Consider the following 19,813-nt stretch of genomic DNA (forward strand, 5'->3'; position numbering starts at 1 on the left):
ATGAGCGAGCGACAGAATCCGTACAATATCGGCCTCGACAAGACGCAAGCCAACTATGTGCCGCTGAGCCCGCTGAGCTTCCTCGCGCGCAGCGCCGCGGTCTATCCCGATCACGTCAGTACGGTCTATGAAGGCCGCAGCTTCACCTGGGCTCAGACCTATGAGCGCTGCCGGCGGTTCGCCTCGTGGCTTTCGAGCAAGGGCATCGGCGTCGGCGACACCGTCGCGGCGATGCTGCCGAACATTCCCGCGATGAACGAGGCGCACTTCGCGGTGCCCATGACCGGCGCCGTGCTCAACGCGCTCAACATCCGCCTCGATGCGCCTTCGATCGCGTTCCAGCTCGATCATGGCGGCGCGAAAATCATCCTGGTCGATCCAGAGTTTTCAGGCGTCATCACTGCGGCCCTGGCGCAGATGACCGGCCCCAAGCCGCTGGTGGTCGACGTCGACGATGCATCGTTCAAGGGCGGCACCCGCATCGGCGAGATCGAATACGAGGCAGCCGTCGCCGAAGGCGATCCAAGCTTCGCGCCGATCACGCCGAGCGATGAATGGGACGCGATTGCGCTGAGCTACACCTCGGGCACGACGGGCAATCCCAAGGGCGTCGTCACCCATCATCGCGGCGCCTATCTGAACGCCGTCAGCAACATCCTCGCCGGCAATCTCGGCCAGCATCCGGTCTATCTCTGGACGCTGCCGATGTTCCACTGCAACGGCTGGTGCTTTCCCTGGACCATTGCGGCGGCCGCCGGCATCAATGTCTGCCTGCGCAAGGTCGAGCCGACCAGGATCTTCGAGCTGATCAAGCAACACGGCGTCACCCATATGTGCGGCGCGCCGATCGTCTACAACACGCTGATCAACGCGCCCGATGCACCAAAGGGCGATGCGGCCCGCCGCGTCGTCGGCCTGATCGCGGGCGCCGCGCCGCCGGTCGCGGTGCTGGAAGGCGCCGAAAGCATCGGCATCAAGCTGACGCACGTCTACGGCCTGACCGAGGTCTACGGCCCCGCCTCGGTCTGCGCCGAGCAGCCGGGCTGGGATGACCTGCCCGCCGCCGAGCGCGCGCGCATGAAGCGCCGGCAGGGCGTGCCCTACCCGCTGCAGGAAAGCGTCACCGTGATCAACCCGCAAACGATGCAGCAGGTGCCGCGCGACGGCGAGACGATCGGCGAGGTCATGTTCCGCGGCAACATCGTGATGAAGGGCTACCTGAAGAACGAGAAGGCGACCAGGGAAGCTTTCGAAGGCGGCTGGTTCCACACCGGCGATCTCGGCGTGCTCGACGAGCACGGCTACGTCATCATCAAGGATCGCTCCAAGGACATCATCATCTCCGGGGGCGAGAACATTTCCTCGGTCGAGGTCGAGGACATCCTCTACAAGCACCCGGCCGTGCTGTTCGCGGCCGTGGTGGCAAAGCCCGATCCGAAATGGGGTGAAGTGCCCTGCGCCTTCGTCGAACTGAAAGAGGGCGCCAGTGCCAGCGAGGCGGATATCATCGCCTTCTGCCGCAGCCAGATGTCCGGCTTCAAGACGCCGAAGGCGGTCGTGTTCGGGCCGATCCCGAAGACGTCCACGGGCAAGATCCAAAAGTTCCTGCTGCGCAACGAAGTCGGCTCGGTGAAGGCGATCTCGGCCTGACCAGCGGCCAAAGAAGCTTCCGCCCGCCTGCGGCGGGTGGAAGCTCTCTCATCCTCACATCTTCTTGTAGGCGTCGAGCACCGCCTGACCGTCGGCCCCTGCCTTCTTAAGCCAGTCGGCCGTGAGCTGGTCGCCGATCTTCTGGAAGCCGGCCTTCAGTGCCGGGCTCGGCGGCTCGACAGTCATGCCTTTGGCCTTGAGCTGACCGAGGTACCAATTGGCCTTCTCTTCCCAAGCCTTCCAGCCGCGCGTCTCCGCGGTGGCGGCGGCCTTCAGGATGGCCTCCTGGGTCGGCTTGTCGAGCGCCTCGAACGCAGCCTTGTTGACGAAAGTGTAGTTCTTCGGAATCCAGGCCTGCACGTCATAGAAGTATTTGAGCGACTCCCACGCCTTCGAATCGTAGCCGGTGCCGCCCGACGACATGAAGGAGTTCACCACGCCGGTCGCCAACGCCTGTGGCAGTTCCGCAGCCTGGATCGTGACCGATTGCGCGCCGACCAGTTCGCCGATCCGCGCGGTCCCGACATTGTAGGCGCGCCACTTCAGACCCTTCATGTCCTCGATCGTGGCCAGCGGCTTGTTGACGTAGACGCCCTGCGGTGCCCACGGCACCACGAACAGCAGCTTGAGACCTTGCGCGTCGAGCTTCTTGGCGATCGCAGGCTTGGAGGCCTGATACAGCTTCGTCGCCTCGGGGAAGCTGGTCGCGAGGAACGGCACGACGTCGACGCCGAAGATCGGGTCTTCGTTCTCGTGGATCGACAGCAGCACCTCACCCATCTGCGCCTGCCCGGTCACCACGGCGCGCTTGATGTCGGGGGCCTTGAACAGCGAGGCGCCCGGATGAACCGTGATCTGGAGCTTGCCCGAGGTGGCGGCTTCGACGTCCTTGGCGAACGCGACCAGGTTTTCGGAGTGCGGATTGTCCGCAGGATACGCTGCCGGCAGGTTCCATTTGGTCTGAGCCAAGGCAGGTGTCGCGGCCAGCACAACGCCAGCAATCAAAGATGCGTGGAATAAACGAGACATCATCGGACTTCTCCTCACAGTCGATCTAGAGAACGGGTACGCTCAGTCTGGGAAAGCGAGCTTCGGCAGGAACGTCACGATCTGCGGATACTCCGTGATGATGAAGACCGCAGCGAGCAATAGCACGAAGAACGGGAAGGCCGCCCGCGCGACCGTGAACGTATCGCGGCCGCTCATGTTCTGGAGCACGAACAGGTTGAACCCCACCGGCGGCGTGATCTGCGCCATTTCGACGTGGATGATCAGATAGACGCCGAACCAGACCAGGTCGAGGCCGGCCTGCCTGACCATGGGCAGCACGATGACAGCGGTCAGAACGATCATCGAGATGCCGTCGATCAGGCAACCCAGGATGATGTACATGATGCTCAGATACAGCGCCAGCATGCTCGGCGTGAGCTGCTGGCCCTGGACCCAGGTGGCGAGCGCGGCCGGAATCCCCGTATAGGCCATCGCCGCCGTGGTGTAGGCCGCGCCTGCCAGGATCAGCATGATCATGCAGGTCAGGCGCGTCGCGCTCATGATGCTCTCGAGGAAGTTCTTGCGCGTGAGCGTGCCGCTCCACCAAGCCAGCAGCAGCGCGCCGGAAACGCCCCAGGCCGCGCACTCCGTCGCCGTCGCAAAGCCGAGAACGAGTGACAGGAATACCGCCAGGATCAGCAGCAGGCAGGGCGCGAGCTTGGCGGACTCGCGCAGCTTCTGCCGGAGCGGCATCGGCGGATCGCGCGGCGGAACCTTTGTCGGGTTGAGCAGCGACCAGATGATGATGTAGCCGGAATAGAGCGCGATCACGAGCAATCCCGGCAGGAAGCCGCCGAGAAACACTTGAAGCACGGAGACGTTCGCCGTGACGGCATAGACCACCATCGGAATCGACGGCGGGATCAGCAGGCCGAGCGTGCCCGAGCCCGCCAGCGATCCGAGGCTCAGGCCCTTGTCATAGCCGCGCTTGTCGAGCTCCGGCAGCGCGATCTTGCCGATCGTCGCGCAGGTCGCCGCCGACGAACCCGACACCGCCGCGAAGATGCCGCAGCCGATCACGTTCACATGTGTCAGCCGTCCCGGCAGCCACTGCACCCAGGGCGACAGGCCGCGGAACATTTCCTCCGACAATTTGGTGCGGAAGAGAATCTCTCCCATCCAGATGAACAACGGCAGGGCCGCCAGCGTCCAGGATGAGCTCGCGCTCCAGGTGGTGGTCGCAAGCACGGTGCCGAGCGGCAGGCTCGTGGTGAGCGCCATCGCCACGAAGCCGACCAGCCCGAGCGAGACCGCGATCCAGACGCCGCTTCCCAGCAGCAGGATCATGACGCCGAGCAGGACGAACGACAGCTCGATCATGCCGAGACTGGCCATGGTCAGCCCCCACCGCCCTGCGAGATGCGTTCGACGAACTCTTCCGGAGTTTCGTCGGGCGAGCCCTTCTCGTAGCTCGGACGGTTGCCGCCGATGACGTTGACCATCTCGTCGATCAGCGCGATCGACAGGATCACGAGGCCGCCGGCGAAGCCGAGCTGGGGAATCCAGAGCGGAAGCGCGACCACGCCCTGCGCCACGTCGTTGAAGCGCCAGGAATCGTAGGTCATCTGCACAGCATGACGGGTGAAGTAGAGAATGAAGGCAGCGGCAATGCCGAGCGCCACGACCTCCGCGATCTGCTTGGTCCGCCCGTGCAAGCGCTCCAGCAACAGGCCGACGCGGATCATCTCTCCGCGCTTGAAGGTGTGAGCGAGGCCGAGGAACGCCATCGCCGCCATGCACCAGGACGCAAAATCATCGCCGGCGGGAATGTTGAGCGCAAACTGGCGCCCGACCGACATCACCATCATGATTGCGAAGATCGCGACCAGGAAGACGCCCGCGGCATAGCCCGCGCCGAGATAGAGGAGGTCCAGCGCGCGTCGTACCGGTCCCTGAGTCGCTACATCGTCCTCTGCCAACGCGATCCCCATCCTCACACGATGCGACTCGACGGACCGATAGCATCCGACTGCCGGTCCTGTTTGAATATCGCCCTGCCCAACGCCTGTCTTTCAGACGTTAGATCAACATGATGGGGCCGGTGCAAGCAAGGTCTATGCCGGCTGGCAGGAGAATTTCCACCGCGGGTTTAGTGCGTCTCGAGCCGCAGCCCGTCATAGGCCGGCACCACGCCAGGGGGCAGCGACTGCCGGATAACCTCATAATCGACGTCGGCGGTCATGTTGGTGATGACCGCGCGCTTCGGCTTGAAGCGCTCGATCCAGGACAGCGCGTCGTTAATGCTGAAATGGCTGACATGGCCGGTGTAGCGCAGGCCGTCGACGATCCAGAGATCGAGATTTTCCAGCGCCCCCCAGCTCTCGCGCGGGATATCATTGAGATCAGGCGTGTAGGCCGCATCCCCGATGCGGTAGCCGAGCGCGGGGATGTTGCCGTGCTGCACCAGAAAGGCGGTCATCGTCACCGCGCCGCCCTTCCCCAGAATGGTCTGGCTTTCTCCCGCCTCGATCGAATGCCGCGTCAGGATCGGCGGATAATCGCTGCCCTCGGGCGAGATGAAGCAATAGGAGAACCGCGACAGGATGTCCTTGGCGGTCGACTGGTTGAAATAGGTTGGAATGCGCCGGCGCATGTGCATGACGACCGAGCGCAGATCATCCATGCCGTGGGTTCTGGTCGGCATGTTCGTGCGTCAGGAACACCGCGTCGATGTGGTCGACATTGGTCGAGAGCAATTGTTCGCGCAGGTCCGGCGAGGTGTCGATCACGATGCGTGTCGTGCCGTGCTCGGACGTCCGTTCGACCAGCAGCGAGCAGCGGCGACGGCGGTTCTTGGGATTGTTGGGATCACAGGCGCCCCAGCCGAGCGCCGGGCGCGGCACGCCGGCGGAGGAGCCGCAGCCCAGGATCGTCAGCGTCAGCGTCATGTGGCTCCCAGTCTCAAGCTTTCACCTTCGAGAACAGGCGGAAGAAGTTCTCGCTGGTCTGGCGCGAGATCTCGTCAACGGACACGCCCCGCGTCTCGGCGAGCACTCTTGCGACCTCGACCACGTAGGCCGGCTCGTTGCGCTTGCCCCGAAACTTGCCGGGCGCAAGGTAAGGCGAGTCCGTTTCAATTAGAATACGGTCGGAGGGCAGTTCGGCTGCGAGCGCGCGTAAGGCCTCCGATTTCTTGAAGGTCAGGATTCCCGTGAAGCCGATATAGAGCCCGAGCGACACCGCCGTCAGCGCCAGCTCGCGCCCGCCCGTGTAACAGTGCAGGACGGCGCGAAATGATCCCTTCGCGGCCTCCTCTTCCAGGATGCGCGCGCAGTCCTCGTCGGCGTCGCGGGTGTGGATCACCAGCGGCAGGCCGGTGGCACGGGCAGCGGCGATGTGGGAGCGAAAGCCCCTTGCCTGCGCTTCCGGCGAGCCGTTGTCGTAGAAATAGTCGAGCCCGGCCTCGCCGAGCGCGACGACCTTTGGGTGCTGGGTCAGCGCAATCAGCTCATCCGGCGCGATGCCGTCCTCCTCGTCCGCATGATGCGGATGGGTGCCGACCGAGCAATAGACGTCGTCATAGCGCTCCGCGATGGCGAGCAGGTCCTGCAGCCGCCGGACCCGCGTCGAGATCGTGACCATGCGGGCGATCCCGGCGGCTCGCGCCCGCGACACGATACCGTCGAGATCTTCCGCAAAGTCCGGAAAATCCAGATGGCAATGACTGTCGACCAGCATCGTGCGAACGCCTTCAGGCCGCCGGCTCGACGTAGCGCGGGAACGCCGGCATCGGCGCCGGCAGCGTCGAACCGGGCGCGATGCGCTTGGCGCCGCCGAGCATGTCAAAATTGCGCTCGGCTTCGGGGATGCCGAGGCTGTCGAGCAGCTTGCCGGAGGCGGTCGGCATCGCGGGCTGAGCCAGGATCGCAATCTGACGCACGACTTCGGCGGTGACGTAGAGCACCGTCTTCTGCCTGGCCGGATCCGTCTTGGCGAGCGCCCACGGCGCTTCACCCGCAAAATAGCGGTTGGCCTCCGCGACCACGGCCCAGACGGCGTTGAGCCATTGATGAATCTGCTGCGTCGCCATGGCTTCACGCGAGGCAGCGATCATGCCGTCGGCCATCGCCAGGATCGCCTTGTCGTTGTCGCTGAACTCGCCGGGCTCGGGCAGCACGCCGCCGAGCTGTTTTGCGATCATCGACAGCGAGCGCTGCGCGAGATTGCCGAGATCGTTGGCGAGATCGGCGTTGATGCGCGCGACAATCGCCTCGTGATTGTAGTTGCCGTCCTGGCCGAACGGCACCTCGCGCAAGAAGAAGTAGCGCAACTGGTCGACGCCGTACTGGTCGGCGAGGTTGAAGGGATCGACAGTGTTGCCGACCGACTTCGACATCTTCTCGCCCCTGTTGAACAGGAAGCCGTGGGCATAGACCCGTTTCGGCAGCGGGATGCCCGCCGACAAAAGGAAGGCCGGCCAATACACCGCATGGAAGCGGATGATGTCCTTGCCGATGACGTGCACGTCGGCCGGCCAATAGCGCCAGTTCTTGTCGCTCTCATCGGGGAAACCGACGCCGGTGATGTAGTTGGTCAACGCATCGACCCAGACATACATCACGTGCTCTTCGTCGCCGGGCACCTTCACGCCCCAATCGAACGTGGTGCGCGAGATCGAGAGATCGCGCAGGCCGCCCTTGACGAAGCTCACCACCTCGTTCTTGCGCGAGTCCGGCCCGACGAAGTCGGGCTGATCCGCATAGAGCTTGAGCAGCTTGTCCTGGTACTCCGACAAGCGGAAGAAATAGCTCTTCTCCTCCACCCATTCCACCGGCGTGCCCTGCGGCCCCAAGCGCACGCCATCGTCGTTCACACGCGTCTCGTCCTCGGCGTAATAGGCCTCGTCACGGACCGAGTACCAGCCCGAATAGGTGTCAGCGTAGATGTCGCCGTTCGCTTCCATGCGGCGCCAGATCTCCTGGCTGGAACGGTGATGCTGCTCCTCGGTGGTGCGGATGAAGCGGTCGAACGACACGTCCAGGCGCTCGTCCATCTCTCTGAAGCGGCCGGCATTGCGCGTCGCGAGCGCGGCGGTGGACATGCCTTCGTTCGCCGCCGTCTGAATCATCTTCTGACCGTGCTCGTCGGTGCCGGTCAAAAAGAACACATCCTTGCCGTCGAGCCGCGCAAAGCGCGCCAGCGCGTCGGTCGCGATCGCCTCATAGGCATGACCGATATGCGGGCTACCGTTGGGATAGGCGATCGCGGTGGTGATGTAGAAGATGTTGTCGCGCGCGGCGGCAACCGCAGGCGCGGCAACGTGCGCAGAAGCGACGGGCTTCGGTGAACGAGGAGCCTTTGGCTTCGGCGCCCTTGGCTTCTCAGGCGTCACGACGGGAGTCGGTGCGGCGGTCACGGCAGGCGCAGCCGCATTTTTCGCGACCTTCTTCGCCGGAGCCTTGGCCGGCTTTTTGGCAGCTTTCTTCACCGCCTTCTTGGCGACGACCTGCTTCTTCGCGGCCTTCTTTGCGGCGCCCTTCTTCACGCTCTTCTTGACGGCAGCCTTCTTGGTCTTCTTGACCTTCTTGGCAGCTTTGGCCGCGCGCGCCTTGGCCTTTTTCGCGGCTTTCTTGACGGCCTTCTTCGCAGCCTTCTTGCCGCTCTTGCGTTTGACGGATTTCTTAGCTCGCGTTGCCACCACGAATTCCTTTACCGGCTTCTCGAATTTTGGAAACGGCTCGGCGTTCCGTTATTGTTTTGCGCATGATCTTTCGGAAAACCGCTGCGCACTTTTCCGGATCATGCTTTAGCGCGTTGCGTCCGCCAGCCAGCCGAACACCGAGAAAACCAAGGGCTTTCGCTCCAGATTGTAGGTTTCGGTGTCGCGCGCGGCGCGGACGATCTTTTCCCATACCTCAGCTAGCCGCGCAAGGCGCGGCAGGTTCTGGTTGGCATTGGCCTCATCCGCATGCAGGCGCTCCGCAATCCAGCGGTCGATGCCGTCGATGAAGGCCGCAAGCGCCACGCGGTCGCTGGTGCCGAGCGAATCGCCGAGCGTGTGCAATTCGCGCGGATCGACCTGCGGCAGGCGCGCGAGCAGCGCCGCCGTGCGCTGCTGAAGCTTCAGGGCCTCGCCACCGAGCAACGTCAGCGTCCGTGCGACGCTGCCCTCGGAGGCCTCGGCCGCCTCGCGCAGCGCGGCATCGTTCGGATCGAGCTCAGCCGCCGAAGCGGCGGCGCCGATCACATCGTTCGTGGTGAGCGGCCGCAGGCGCAGCTTGCGGCAGCGCGACTGGATCGTGGCGAGCACCCGCGCGGGCGCGTGGCTCACCAGCAGGAACAGCGATTGCTGCGGCGGCTCCTCCAAGATCTTCAGAAGCGCGTTGGCCGCGTTCGGATTGAGCTCGTCGACGGTGTCGACGATGCAGACGCGCCAGCCTTCGGCCGCGGCGGTCGAGCCGAAGAAACCGATCGTCTCGCGCGTCTCGTCCACGGTGATCACGGTGCGCATCACGCCGCGCTCGTTGGCGGTGCGCTCGAGCGTCAGCAGGCCGCCATGCGAGCCGGCCGCCACCTGCCGCGCCACGGCGTCGTCGTGATCGATCGCAAGGCTTTCGGCGCGCTGCACGGCCGGCGCCAGCGGCTGCGCATGGGTGAGCACGAAGCGCGCCATGCGATAGGCCAGCGTCGCCTTGCCGATCCCCTGTGGCCCGCCGATCAGCCAGGCATGCGGAATGCGTCCGCTGCGATAGGCATCAAGCAGCGCGGCCTCCGCCTCGCGATGGCCGAACAGCTGCGACGTCTCGCGCGGATGCGGTATGGCGGTTTCGCGCTCGGCCTGACGCGGGCTCATACCGACACCACTGACGCAGGCGTTGGCAGCAGGCGCTCGCGCAGCGCCGTCCAGATGCGCGCGGCGACCGTGTCCGGATCGGAATTGGCGTCGATCAGCACGCAGCGCGCGGGATCCTCCGCCGCGATCTTGCGATAGGCTTCGCGAAGGCCCTGGTGGAAGCTGAGCTTCTCGGCCTCGAACCGGTCCGGCGTGCCGCTGCCGCGGCGCGCGGCGGCGCGTTGCAGGCCGATCTCGACCGGCAAATCGAGGATGATGGTGAGGTCCGGCTTGAGGTCGCCGATCGTCACCCTTTGCATCGCGTTGATCAGGCCATCGGACACCTGGCCGAGGCTGCCCTGATACGCCCGCGTCGAGTCCGCGAAGCGGTCGCACAGCACCCAGACGCCCTGGCTCAGCGCCGGCTGGATCACCGTGCGGACATGGTCATCGCGCGCGGCGGCAAACAGCAGCGTCTCGGCCTCGGGGCCGAGCAGCTTGCCCATGCCCGACAGCACCAGATGACGCATGATTTCAGCGCCCGGCGAGCCGCCCGGCTCCCGCGTCACGCGGATGCGCAGCTTTGCCGCCTTGAGGCGGTCGGCGAGCTTCTTGATCTGGGTCGACTTGCCCGTGCCCTCGCCGCCTTCAAAGGTGATGAAGCGTCCCCGTCCGGACGGTCGCTGTGCAGCGCTCTCACTCATGATCAGAGCTTCTCGGCGCCTGCGCGGAACATGCCGATCACGAGCTCGCTGGCGCCGTCGATCGCGCGGCGCATGGTCGAGCCGGTGCCGATCGCCTCCGCGGCGTAGACCGGCGTCTCGACCGCGATGTTGCCGCTGCGCCAGACCCTGACCACGCCGACCCGCTGGCCGGCCTCGATCGGCGCGCGCACCGGGCCGCTATAGACGATGCGCGCAATCAGCTTGTCGCTGCCGTTCTTGTGCACCATCACCTTCACGGGCGTCTTGGCGATGAGCTTGACCGACCGGCTCTCGCCGCCGAACACCTTGGCGTAGCCGACGGGCTGCTCGGCTGCGATCAGGGTGCGGGTCTCGAAATTGCGAAAACCCCATTCCAGCATCTTCTTGGCTTCCGTGGCGCGGTCCTCGGGATCGTCAAGTCCGTTGACGACGACGATCAGCCGCGTGCCGTTCTGCACGGCGGAGCCGACCATGCCGTAGCCGCCTTCCTTGGTGTAGCCGGTCTTCAGGCCGTCAGCGCCTTCCATCGAATTGAGCAGCGGATTGCGGTTTTGCTGGCGGATCTTGTTCCAGGTGAACTCCTTCTCGCCGAACAGTTTGTAGAATTCGGGGAAGTCCAGGATGATGTGCCGGGCAAGCATGCCGAGCTCGCGCACCGTCATCTTGTTGCCGGGATCGGGCAGACCGCTGGAATTGGCGAAGGTCGACCTGGTCATGCCAAGCTCGCGGGCGCGCTTGGTCATGAAGTCGGCGGCAAAGATCCGCTCATTGCCCGCCATGGCTTCGGCCAGCGCGATGCAGGCGTCGTTGCCGCTCTGGATGATCGCGCCGCGCAGGAGATCGTCGACCGAGACCTTGCTGTTGATGGCGGCGAACATGGTAGAGCCGCCCGAGGGGGCCCCGCCTCTGCGCCAGGCATTCTCGCTGATCCGATACTCGTCGTTCAGCTTGATGTCGCCCTTCTTGATGGCATTGAAGACGACCTCCGCGGTCATCAGCTTCATCATGCTCGAGGGCGCGCGCAGCTCGTCGGCGTTCTTCTCGAACAGCACACTGCCCGAGGAGGCTTCGATCAGGATCGCGGTCGGGGCATCGCCGTCGAAGCCGGCATCTTCCGCTTTCTTGCCGCCCTGGACGCTCTGGTTGGCCGCAAGGAGCGCCCCGCCCCAGCCGATGGCCGCTGCCAAAACCGTCGCGATCAGCCCGCGTGCCAGCGTTCCGGCGGTGAGCCGGTTGCGACGAAGCAAAGGAAGACGAAGTGCCATGGCGAAGCCCTGAGAGAGGCGTTCTAACAGCTGGAACAGATGCGAACAACACGCGGTTGGACGCTTGTCGCCGAGATTGCACGATTCTCGCCGCGCCCCTATCGTGGCGCCTCATGTTTTTCGACCAAACCCCTGAAACAAGGCGGAAAAGCGAATGCCCTCAACCCGCATGATCAAGGCCAACGGGGTCGAGCTGTTCGTCCGCGAAGCCGGCCAGGGACCGCTTGTGGTCCTGTGCCATGGCTGGCCGGAACTGTCCTATTCCTGGCGCCACCAGATCCCGGCAGTCGCCGAAGCCGGGTTTCACGTCGTCGCCCCCGACATGCGCGGCTATGGTCAGAGCGCGGCACCACTCGACGCGAACGCCTACTCGATCTTCGACACGGTCGGCGACGTGGTCGGCCTGGTCCAGGCCCTCGGCGAGACCAAGGCGATGGTGGTCGGCCATGATTGGGGTGCACCGGTCGCCTGGCACGCGGCGCTGTTCCGGCCGGACATCTTCACGGCGGTCGCGGGCCTGAGCGTGCCGCCGCCGTTCCGGGGCCGCGGCAAGCCGCTCGACCTGCTGCGCCAGGGCGGCGTCACCAATTTCTACTGGCAGTATTTCCAGACGCCTGGCGTCGCCGAGGCCGAGCTCGAGCGTGACGTCGCACGCACCATGCGCATCGTCCTCGGCGGGCGGGGCCTCGCCGATCCCACCGCCGCCATGTTCGTGCAGGAGGGCAAGGGCTTTCTCGGCCACGCGGGCGCCGACGAGCCGCTGCCTGGCTGGCTCAGCGAGGCAGACCTGGCCTATTTCACCGAGGCCTTCCGCAAGTCCGGCTTCCGCGGCGGGCTGAACTGGTATCGCAACATCGACCGCAATTGGGAGCTGACCGCGCCCTGGCAGGACGCGCAGATTCACCAGCCTTCCCTCTTCATCGCAGGCTCGAAGGACGCCGTCATCACCGGCCTGATCGGGGCCAAGCGCGTCAACGAGCTCGAGCGCGTGCTGCCCAATCTGAAGCGCAAGCTGATCATCGAGGGCGCCGGCCATTGGGTGCAGCAGGAGCGGCCCGAAGAGGTGAATGCGGCGCTCGTCACGTTCTTGAAGGAGAGCGCGGCTCAGTAGAGGCCGCGGCCGCTCAGGATGCTGCGGGCCTCGGCGGCGCCATCGGTCGATGCGGCCGCGCTGTCGGCGGCGTAGCGACCGTCCTCGCCATAGGACACCGCGCGGGCGTTCTGGAGCGCCCGGCCCCGGCTGCGGCTCGAAGCCGACATCTCCGAGGTAGCATTGAGCGAAGCCATATCGGCCGAGGTACTGCCGAGATTGTATGGCCGCCCCTCCGGCATCGGGACCTCACCGCGAATGGCACCGCGGGTCGAGGACGGCAGCTCCGGCACAAACGGCTTGGCCGAGGCGACCCGGACCATCGAGGGCGACGGCGCCGGGACGCCGGTGCGCAGGGTCGCCAGAAGCTGGCGGTCGTCGGAGCCTTCGAGCGGCGCCCGGCCGACATATTCGACCCGGACCTTGGCGACGCCGTTCCCTTTGAATTCAAGGAGTTCGGCGGCCTTGTTGGAGACGTCGATGAGGCGGTTGCCGTGGTAGGGCCCGCGGTCATTGACGCGGACGATCAGCGACTTGCCGTTCGAGACGTTGGTCACCCGCGCATAAGACGGCATCGGCAGCGTCGGATGCGCCGCGGTCAGCGAGGTCATGTCGAACACTTCGCCATTGGCGGTCAGGCGGCCGTGGAAACTGTCGCCGTACCAGGAGGCCATGCCCTCAGCTCGGTAGTTGGCGTCCTCCTCCGGCACGTAAGTCCGGCCCGCCACGACATAGGGCTTGCCGACGCGGTAGGTGCCGCCACCCTTCGGGACCGGATCGCCGAAGGCCACCACCCGCGGGCTCGAGGACACGCCGTATTTCGGGTCGACGCGGCTGGCGAACTTGTTTGAGGAGGCGCAGTTGGCGAGCGCAAGGCAGGTCGCGACCGCCGCAACACCGCGCGCGGCTCGCAAAACCGAATCTGACCGATGGATCCCCATGCGCCCCAAATACCACTTGGCCGGAGGCGTACCCAACCCGCTTTGGCTACGGGAGCGCTGTCCGGTCATCTCATCCGAGGCGGCCCACCACCGTCTCGGAAGCGGTAACGATAACGCAACCCGAACGCGGCGGAAATGGGGAGCCCACGGCGATCACGCCGGGATGGTAAACGAGACGTTCGCATTTTTCCGTTGTTCTACGGGGCGATGGCCCCCGCACTGTGCCAGTGCCGGACAGTCTGTTGCGCCAAATCCTCACTCCACCCCCATTGTCGCGCCGCTCACCGAAATTCTTTTGACTGTGCAAGGCCGCCCGCGTTCTCTCGGATGCGAGGGCGGGATTTGGAATTTAACGATGATCGAGACGGTTTCGGCACTGATGGGTCTGGTAAGCGCGGGGATCTTCTTGGCCCATGCGTTCGAGGGTTACCGCACGAGGGCCTAAAGGCACTCGCGCGGACGGCAAGCATCACCTCTTTCAATGCGGCGCGTTCGGACGGTCTTGGTCGATCCACTCGCGCATCGAACACGAGAGCGGCAGGTGTCCCATGCGTAATCATGACCTCGTATCCGATGGCTTCCTGGCCTTGACCGCCGGCGGCTTGGTGCTGCTCTGCTCGAGCCTCGTCGCGCTGGCGTTTGCCTGAACCGCACGTCCTCCTGTCCAACACGGGTTCTCTCCATTGCGGCGCAGCAGGCGCGGCTGTCCCCGCTCCCATTCAGTTGATTGAATTATTGCGTTCGGCGCCTCGACCAATTGCAAGAGGCCATCACCAACGAGGGTGACGCAAATGCTTGCCGAGAAGTTCTTCCTGGTCTTGGAATCCCTGATCCGCGGCAACCGCACCTATCCGGATGGAAGCCCCCGGGTCATCAGCACCTCCCCGCATGTGCCGGTCAGGCTGCCATCAGCGAAATAGCCGGCGCCTCCGCCAGCCGCCGAAACCCGCCGCTCAGCGCAGGCCCAACAGCGAGCGTCGGTAGAAGCCGCCGCGGGCCTCGTTCTGGCAGACGAAGCTGCCGTCGAAGCCCTGGCCGTAGCGCTTCTGACCCTTGCGGTAATAAACGCCCTTGCCGAAGTCGAGCCAAACCACCTTGTCGCGCGGGCAATGACGCTGGGCCTGCGCCTCGTAGCGAAACGGCGTCAGCGGCGTCGCCGAGACCTCGGCGCCACCTGCAGCGACCAGCATGGCGCCGGCGCATGCGATTGCGCCGGACCATTTGCCAAAGCTGCCCCCTGACATGCCCCCACCTCCCGCTCGCCGCCGTCTCCGGCGGCTGGCACGGTAGCACGAAACGGCACAGCCGTCGGAAGGCGGCAAGCGCGCCGAATGAACGCGGCAGCGGGTGTCATTGCCGGTCCGCTTCGAGCTGCGCCAGCGCCTGGTGCAGACATTCTTGAAGCCTCTGCGCGACCTGCTCGCGCGCGATCCCCGTGCCTGCGAGATCGCCCGCCACCTTGCCGACTACATCGTCCATCGTCCGGCTCTCCAGATGGTCCGTCACCAGCGCAGCCGCGTAGCCTGCAGCGGCATCGCCACTGAGCCCGAGCTGGCCTGCGGCCCAAAGCCCGAGCAGCTTGTTGGACCGCGCCGTGGCCTTGAACATCAATTCCTCGTCGTGGGCGAATTTGGCTTCAAAGCCCCGCTCGCGCTTGTCGAACGTGGTCATGGTCAGCTCCATTCTGCGTCGCTGATGAGGATCGCACTTGCTGGGAGCGAACGTCTCCATGGTTCAGGTCACTTTTGAGCTTCCTCCCGGAAGCGAAGCGCCGTCAAGCCTGCCGATGGGAAGCAGACACCCAAGCGGCATTGGCGGCCGACAATCAAATGCAGGCCGCCAGCAGATGCGATTTTTTGGTAGTTGCGCGGCTAAGCGCGTTCGCTCAGCCCTTCGCCGCCGCCGCTTCGCGCGCCAGCCGCTCGGCCTTCAGCCGTTCCTTGTTGGCATAGAACGCCTTCTGCGCCGCTTCGTGGTCGCGCATGGCCTTCTCCGCCTCGATCCGCCGAGCCGCATCGCGGGCATGGCGCTGTTCGGGGGTCAGGGGTTTGCGTCGGAAGGAAAGGTCTTCAGTCATGCCAAATGAACGTGGCCGTGAGGAAAAAGTTCCGCATGGTCCCGTTCGAGACCGTCGGCCGGGGGCATAAGTTGTCCGAAAACAACCCCATGCACAGTAGCTAAGTTCCTCTACCACAACGCTTTTCTCAATGAGGGCCAGAGATCCGCGCTCCGTCGCCGGAACCGTCAGATCGCGATGTCCGCGATCACGGGCAAATGGTCGGAATAGGCGCGCGCCGCATGATCGGTCCAGACTTTCTCGATTCGGCTGTCACGCGTTGCGTAGATCCGGTCGAGCCGCATGAGGGGCAAGCGCGATGGGAAAGTTCGCAACCGCGTCCGGTTCGGGCAGGCCTGCGCGAGCACGCGCCGCACCGATTTCACCCAAAACCAGTCGTTGAAATCGCCGAGGACGACGGTCCTTTCCGGCCTCACCAGGCTCACCACGGCCTGAGCCTGCGCATAACGCTCGTGGATGCTGAGGCCGAGATGAGTGGCGACCACGCGGACGTCGCCGAAAGGCGTCAGCAATCCCGTCGCGATCGCCCTGCGCGGCTCCCGCTCTCGATACGACACGTCGACGATCTCGGGCACGCTGGAGAACGGAAAGCGGCTCATGAGCATCTGGCCGTAGTCACCGTCCTCCGTGACGATCGACTTGGCATGAACGCGATGATCGCCGACGACGCGCGCCAGCTTCGCGAACGGATCGTCCGACCGCGATCGGGAATCCACCTCCTGGAGCGCGACGACATCCGGCGACCATTTGCGAATGATGGAGCAAACACCTTCCAGATCGAACGTCGGATTGAGATTGAACGTGCCGTGCACATTCCACGTCATGAAGCGCATCGGCGCCATCAGCGCCTCCCGGCGAGCCACGTCGCGAGGAATTGAGCGCCCGCACAGACGCCGAGCCAGCCCAGAAATGCCAGCGTGAGCAGCAATACGCTGCTCCACGACGCATTCCTGGCCAGATCGGCGATCTGCGCTCCCAGAACGGCCATGGCGAGAATGCCGGGCATCATGCCCAGCAGCGTTCCAACCAGGAAATCACGGAGCGGCAGCGTGCTCGCGCCAGCCGCGACGTTCACCAGCGAGAATGGTGCGATCGGAATCATCCGGATGACGACGACGGCCAGGATTCCCTTGCCGACAACGCGCTCCTGGATGCGCGCCGCACGGCGTCCCAGCAAGCGCTGAAGGCGCTCTCGGCCCAGGAACCGTCCGATCGCAAAAAGGAGGAGCGCGCTGAGCAAGACGCCCGCCATTGCGGTGACGAAGCCCAGCCAGGGCCCCAGGGCGGCGGCGGTCGCAGCAATGAGCACGAGAACCGGAAAGATGACCAGCCCGCCGACGACAAAGGCCGCAATTGCGAATGGCGGTCCCCAAACGGACTGCGAATAGGCAGACAGGAACGACGAGATCCGGCCCGTATCGGCGTAATCGCTGAGGGACGTGTACGACCAGGCCAGCGTCAGTCCAAGAAGTGCCAGCGCGATCGAGGCGATCCCGATGATCGTCTTCGTGCTCCACATGCGCGATGCCGCCCGCTCGAGATGAAGAGGCAGCTCAGGGTCCGCCACCGGCTGAACCAGGGTGGCCAGCGTGCTGGTCAGAACCGAGGACTCCACTTTTCGCAGCGTCTTCGCCCCACCCTTTTTCGACACCTGGTCCAGCAGGGCGAACAGCCGATGCTCGTTTTGCGTGACGGCCTGCTCGTCGAGACCGCAGAAATGAGCGATGAGCCGACGGCGGACCGAGGCGATGAAATCCCGATGCTGCTCGGATTCAGCTTCAAAGATGAGGTCGCATTCGCTGTCGGCGCCCATGGAACGATTGTTCAGATTGGCCGAGCCGATCCGCAAGATCCTGTCATCGACGATCATGAGCTTGCTGTGCACCATCACCGCGGCTTCCTTATTGCCGCTGCGGGAGATCGGATAGACGAAGCGGATGCGATCGGCCACGCCAGCTGCGCTGAAGCAGTCGATGAAGGCGCCACGGCCGTTCTGCATGGCCTGGGACTCAAGCCACGAGGAATGCAGTTTCGGAGCGACGACTAGAACCCGAAGCGACGGCACGCGACACATCTGCTCCGCCAATTCGTGCGCCATCCTGGTCGCGCTGGTGAATTGATTTTCGATGTACACGAAGCTCGTTGCCGACCGGATCGCCGCAATGAAGGAGCGTTCCACCTCCTTGATGGTCGAGCCTGCAGGACAGACCACCTCGGTCCTGGCGATCCCGACCGGTAAGTGCTCGGCCTCGACAGGCACGTTCGCCGGCCAGCGACCGTTCCTCGGTGCGCGTCGTTCATCGGACTGTTGGCCTGCCGCACGCCAGCGTTGCTCCGCGAGGGCGAACAGCTGCTCCGCGGCATCCCCGTCGACCAGGCACTGAACGTCGTGAAACGGTGGATATGGCTTGCGCTGTGGGTCGCAGCGCATGGCATTGTCGGCGCGGTGGTCACTCGTGTCCCAGCGCCGGATCGTCAGATCGAGGCCGCCGACGAACGCCAATGATCCGTCGACACAGACGATCTTCTGGTGTTGCGCCGAACCGAACGGAAGCGTGGCGTCCAGATGAAACCGGACGCGGCCATCGGTATCGGCAGTGAATTTCGCCGCGGAATTCCACTCCCTCTCGGAAGCGTAAAACGAGACGAAGTCCCAGACGAGAATGTTGATGCGCAAGGCGGGACGGCGCCGCACCAGGGCGCGCAGGAACGGACCAAGCTCGTCAGGCAGGCCATCATCGGCACGTCCGGAATCTCCGACCAGCCGCGTCCTGCTATGGATATCCCAGCCGACGATATAGACGAGATCCTGCGCCTCCAGCAGGGCCTCCCGCAGGGCTGCGAAATAGGCGGCGGCATCGTTCAGAACCGCCACGCGCCGCGCCCTGCACCGTCGCCAGACGGTGTCGCCGGGAGTGAGTGTCGATGCGCTCTGAAGCAGGTGGACCTCGCAATTCGCGTTTGCGTCTAAACGCGCTGGAGGCTCAAGGGGTTCCACACGGTCAACGGCTGCGGTTCGATGCGAATGCCGAATGTCCGGCCCTCTGGGCCCGTCGCACAAGTCGTCATTTGGTGCGGACAAACTTCGCGCCGGCGCTCCTCAACACATCGACAATTTTCTCAGGGGCATCGCCGTGAAAATCGACGGAAACCTCGATCAGGCCTTCCAGCTTCTGCCGTCCCTCCGGTGTGGGCGCTGTCTTGACGTCAGGACCTGCCGCGCGTGTTCCCACGGTGTTCGCAGCGCCGGCAGGCTGGACGAAGACGTCGCCTCGCGGCACGCCGCATTCCTGCACGACATGCTCAACCGCAAGCTCGGCTCCGCGGCGCGTGTCGAATTCTCCAATGATGGTGCTTTCCAAGGCTGCTCTCCGTGTGCTCGAGACTGCGAACAACAGACGAGCCGAGGCCAAGTTCCTGAGGGAGCATGCAAGAGGATGACGGTCGGATCCCAGGCGCTGATGATCAGAACCGAATGAATCCAAACAGGAAGAGCAGCGCCACCGTGACCAGGCCGGAGATCAGCAGCGAGCCGAGACATCCCAGCCGGTTCGAGAAAAAGAAGAACATGCGTTGCCCGCTGTGAAGCTTGCTGTCGGGCTAATCTCTCTAAGTCAGTAGCGTTCCTGCGCAGTTTCGCGTGTCCGTGGCTCTAGCACGCAACGCTTCCTTCCACTACATTTCAACCAGTCCCGATCCTCCTCTTGAAGACTGGAGATCCAAACGCAACATGGGTCTACGGCACCGCCGGAATCCGTCTCTCCAACATCGCGGGCCGGACTTGAGCGAGGAAGATTGAACAGATCCGTCGGGCTGCGGTGTTAGGAATGGGTCTCGGCCAAATGACCCGAGCGGCACCGGGGCGCCGCCAATCCAGACCTTGGGAGTGACGCGCCGAGGCGCCCCAGTCTTTCCAGCGCAGGCTAGTGCAACACGCGAGCGGCTTCGGCGAGCCGGACCCTTTCTCTCAGCTCCTCGAGCTCCTCGATCGCGTCCAGCAATCTCACCAGCTCGCGGGCAATATGTGTCAAACCGGACTTGGATTGCTTTAAGATACGAACTCGCTGTGCCATCGGTGCACGCCTCCATGGTCGGGCACGTCCAATTGGCAAGGAGCGTGCCAGCCCACGAGGGGAACTTATGGCGATTTCTGGCGGAAGGGGTGGGATTCGAACCCACGGTACCCTTGCGGGCACGCCGGTTTTCAAGACCGGTGCCTTAAACCACTCGGCCACCCTTCCAGTCCCGGGAATGGGTGTCGCTT

At 64.5% G+C, this 19,813-nt stretch carries 18 protein-coding genes, 1 tRNA gene and 1 pseudogene; 3 read left to right on the top strand and 17 right to left on the bottom strand.

Features of this window, described 5'->3' with window-relative positions; genetic code table 11:
- Positions 1–1,650 carry an acyl-CoA synthetase gene (locus I6F28_RS21215; RefSeq protein WP_225140887.1) on the top strand — a complete coding sequence of 550 codons (1,650 nt, stop codon included), beginning with the start codon at positions 1–3 and terminating at the stop codon, positions 1,648–1,650.
- A 54-nt stretch (positions 1,651–1,704) separates the two neighbouring features.
- Here I6F28_RS21215 and I6F28_RS21220 read toward each other — a convergent pair whose 3' ends face one another.
- The 9 genes and pseudogenes from I6F28_RS21220 to I6F28_RS21260 all read right to left on the bottom strand — a co-directional run bounded on the left by I6F28_RS21220 (position 1,705) and on the right by I6F28_RS21260 (position 11,441).
- Positions 1,705–2,682, bottom strand: a complete 978-nt coding sequence (locus tag I6F28_RS21220; RefSeq protein WP_035999237.1) for a TRAP transporter substrate-binding protein — start codon at positions 2,680–2,682, stop codon at positions 1,705–1,707.
- A gap of 39 nt (positions 2,683–2,721) precedes the next feature.
- The gene (locus I6F28_RS21225) at positions 2,722–4,035 is read right to left on the bottom strand and encodes a TRAP transporter large permease (protein WP_035999234.1); all 1,314 of its coding nucleotides are present in this window, start codon (positions 4,033–4,035) and stop codon (positions 2,722–2,724) included.
- 2 nt (positions 4,036–4,037) lie between these two features.
- Positions 4,038–4,631 carry a TRAP transporter small permease gene (locus tag I6F28_RS21230; protein ID WP_035999231.1) on the bottom strand — a complete coding sequence of 198 codons (594 nt, stop codon included), beginning with the start codon at positions 4,629–4,631 and terminating at the stop codon, positions 4,038–4,040.
- A gap of 158 nt (positions 4,632–4,789) precedes the next feature.
- Positions 4,790–5,588 (bottom strand): annotated as a pseudogene (locus I6F28_RS21235) (MBL fold metallo-hydrolase).
- 13 nt (positions 5,589–5,601) lie between these two features.
- On the bottom strand, positions 5,602–6,378 hold the full coding sequence (locus tag I6F28_RS21240; RefSeq protein ID WP_225140889.1) for a TatD family hydrolase: 777 nt from the start codon (positions 6,376–6,378) through the stop codon (positions 5,602–5,604).
- 13 nt (positions 6,379–6,391) lie between these two features.
- Positions 6,392–8,338, bottom strand: coding sequence for a methionine--tRNA ligase (metG, locus tag I6F28_RS21245; protein WP_225140891.1), 1,947 nt, complete (start codon positions 8,336–8,338; stop codon positions 6,392–6,394).
- A gap of 108 nt (positions 8,339–8,446) precedes the next feature.
- Positions 8,447–9,493, bottom strand: a complete 1,047-nt coding sequence (locus I6F28_RS21250; protein WP_225140893.1) for a DNA polymerase III subunit delta' — start codon at positions 9,491–9,493, stop codon at positions 8,447–8,449.
- Complete coding sequence (tmk, locus tag I6F28_RS21255) at positions 9,490–10,176, bottom strand: dTMP kinase (RefSeq protein ID WP_036031435.1); 687 nt, start codon at positions 10,174–10,176, stop codon at positions 9,490–9,492. Before tmk ends, I6F28_RS21250 begins: the two co-directional genes overlap by 4 nt.
- 2 nt (positions 10,177–10,178) lie before the next feature.
- Positions 10,179–11,441 (bottom strand): D-alanyl-D-alanine carboxypeptidase family protein, encoded by a 1,263-nt coding sequence (locus I6F28_RS21260; RefSeq protein ID WP_035999217.1) that lies wholly within the window; start codon positions 11,439–11,441, stop codon positions 10,179–10,181.
- 154 nt (positions 11,442–11,595) lie between these two features.
- Between I6F28_RS21260 and I6F28_RS21265 the strand changes: the two genes are divergently transcribed.
- A complete protein-coding gene (locus tag I6F28_RS21265) occupies positions 11,596–12,552 on the top strand; it encodes an alpha/beta fold hydrolase (protein WP_035999214.1) in 957 nt (318 codons plus the stop codon).
- Here the strand turns inward: I6F28_RS21265 and I6F28_RS21270 are convergent.
- Positions 12,546–13,472 (bottom strand): septal ring lytic transglycosylase RlpA family protein, encoded by a 927-nt coding sequence (locus I6F28_RS21270; RefSeq protein WP_051056822.1) that lies wholly within the window; start codon positions 13,470–13,472, stop codon positions 12,546–12,548. The two genes, I6F28_RS21265 and I6F28_RS21270, sit on opposite strands and share 7 nt — an antisense overlap.
- Positions 13,473–14,263: 791 nt before the next feature.
- On the opposite strand from I6F28_RS21270, the gene I6F28_RS37525 reads away from it, so the two are divergent.
- On the top strand, positions 14,264–14,392 hold the full coding sequence (locus I6F28_RS37525; protein WP_260347296.1) for a hypothetical protein: 129 nt from the start codon (positions 14,264–14,266) through the stop codon (positions 14,390–14,392).
- Between the two features lie 33 nt (positions 14,393–14,425).
- Here the strand turns inward: I6F28_RS37525 and I6F28_RS21275 are convergent, their stop codons facing one another.
- The 7 genes from I6F28_RS21275 to I6F28_RS21305 form a co-directional block, all read right to left on the bottom strand.
- A complete protein-coding gene (locus I6F28_RS21275) occupies positions 14,426–14,716 on the bottom strand; it encodes a hypothetical protein (RefSeq protein WP_035999207.1) in 291 nt (96 codons plus the stop codon).
- A 106-nt stretch (positions 14,717–14,822) separates the two neighbouring features.
- A complete protein-coding gene (locus I6F28_RS21280) occupies positions 14,823–15,143 on the bottom strand; it encodes a DUF1476 domain-containing protein (RefSeq protein ID WP_035999245.1) in 321 nt (106 codons plus the stop codon).
- A gap of 214 nt (positions 15,144–15,357) precedes the next feature.
- The gene (locus tag I6F28_RS21285) at positions 15,358–15,549 is read right to left on the bottom strand and encodes a hypothetical protein (protein WP_035999201.1); all 192 of its coding nucleotides are present in this window, start codon (positions 15,547–15,549) and stop codon (positions 15,358–15,360) included.
- Between the two features lie 167 nt (positions 15,550–15,716).
- Positions 15,717–16,391: an endonuclease/exonuclease/phosphatase family protein gene (locus tag I6F28_RS21290; protein WP_035999197.1), complete on the bottom strand. Its 675-nt coding sequence runs from the start codon at positions 16,389–16,391 to the stop codon at positions 15,717–15,719.
- On the bottom strand, positions 16,391–18,547 hold the full coding sequence (locus I6F28_RS21295) for a VTT domain-containing protein (RefSeq protein ID WP_225140895.1): 2,157 nt from the start codon (positions 18,545–18,547) through the stop codon (positions 16,391–16,393). The genes I6F28_RS21290 and I6F28_RS21295 overlap by 1 nt, the downstream gene beginning before the upstream one ends.
- Positions 18,548–18,614: 67 nt before the next feature.
- Positions 18,615–18,911 (bottom strand): hypothetical protein, encoded by a 297-nt coding sequence (locus I6F28_RS21300; RefSeq protein ID WP_035999192.1) that lies wholly within the window; start codon positions 18,909–18,911, stop codon positions 18,615–18,617.
- A 789-nt stretch (positions 18,912–19,700) separates the two neighbouring features.
- Positions 19,701–19,790, bottom strand: a tRNA-Ser gene (locus I6F28_RS21305).
- Between the last annotated feature and the right edge of the window lie 23 nt (positions 19,791–19,813).

This window comes from Bradyrhizobium sp. NBAIM14, assembly GCF_020193895.1.
GTDB lineage: Bacteria > Pseudomonadota > Alphaproteobacteria > Rhizobiales > Xanthobacteraceae > Bradyrhizobium > Bradyrhizobium yuanmingense.

What these genes read in the sequence shown, in the direction of transcription:
- I6F28_RS37525 (WP_260347296.1), top strand. Translation starts at nt 14,264, where the DNA reads ATGCTTGCCGAGAAGTTCTTCCTGGTCTTGGAATCCCTGATCCGCGGC.
- I6F28_RS21230 (WP_035999231.1), bottom strand. Translation starts at nt 4,631, where the DNA reads ATGGGGATCGCGTTGGCAGAGGACGATGTAGCGACTCAGGGACCGGTA.
- I6F28_RS21275 (WP_035999207.1), bottom strand. Translation starts at nt 14,716, where the DNA reads ATGTCAGGGGGCAGCTTTGGCAAATGGTCCGGCGCAATCGCATGCGCC.
- I6F28_RS21290 (WP_035999197.1), bottom strand. Translation starts at nt 16,391, where the DNA reads ATGGCGCCGATGCGCTTCATGACGTGGAATGTGCACGGCACGTTCAAT.
- I6F28_RS21240 (WP_225140889.1), bottom strand. Translation starts at nt 6,378, where the DNA reads ATGCTGGTCGACAGTCATTGCCATCTGGATTTTCCGGACTTTGCGGAA.
- I6F28_RS21225 (WP_035999234.1), bottom strand. Translation starts at nt 4,035, where the DNA reads ATGGCCAGTCTCGGCATGATCGAGCTGTCGTTCGTCCTGCTCGGCGTC.
- I6F28_RS21215 (WP_225140887.1), top strand. Translation starts at nt 1, where the DNA reads ATGAGCGAGCGACAGAATCCGTACAATATCGGCCTCGACAAGACGCAA.
- I6F28_RS21280 (WP_035999245.1), bottom strand. Translation starts at nt 15,143, where the DNA reads ATGACCACGTTCGACAAGCGCGAGCGGGGCTTTGAAGCCAAATTCGCC.
- I6F28_RS21260 (WP_035999217.1), bottom strand. Translation starts at nt 11,441, where the DNA reads ATGGCACTTCGTCTTCCTTTGCTTCGTCGCAACCGGCTCACCGCCGGA.
- I6F28_RS21250 (WP_225140893.1), bottom strand. Translation starts at nt 9,493, where the DNA reads ATGAGCCCGCGTCAGGCCGAGCGCGAAACCGCCATACCGCATCCGCGC.
- I6F28_RS21270 (WP_051056822.1), bottom strand. Translation starts at nt 13,472, where the DNA reads ATGGGGATCCATCGGTCAGATTCGGTTTTGCGAGCCGCGCGCGGTGTT.
- I6F28_RS21265 (WP_035999214.1), top strand. Translation starts at nt 11,596, where the DNA reads ATGCCCTCAACCCGCATGATCAAGGCCAACGGGGTCGAGCTGTTCGTC.
- tmk (WP_036031435.1), bottom strand. Translation starts at nt 10,176, where the DNA reads ATGAGTGAGAGCGCTGCACAGCGACCGTCCGGACGGGGACGCTTCATC.
- I6F28_RS21220 (WP_035999237.1), bottom strand. Translation starts at nt 2,682, where the DNA reads ATGATGTCTCGTTTATTCCACGCATCTTTGATTGCTGGCGTTGTGCTG.
- I6F28_RS21285 (WP_035999201.1), bottom strand. Translation starts at nt 15,549, where the DNA reads ATGACTGAAGACCTTTCCTTCCGACGCAAACCCCTGACCCCCGAACAG.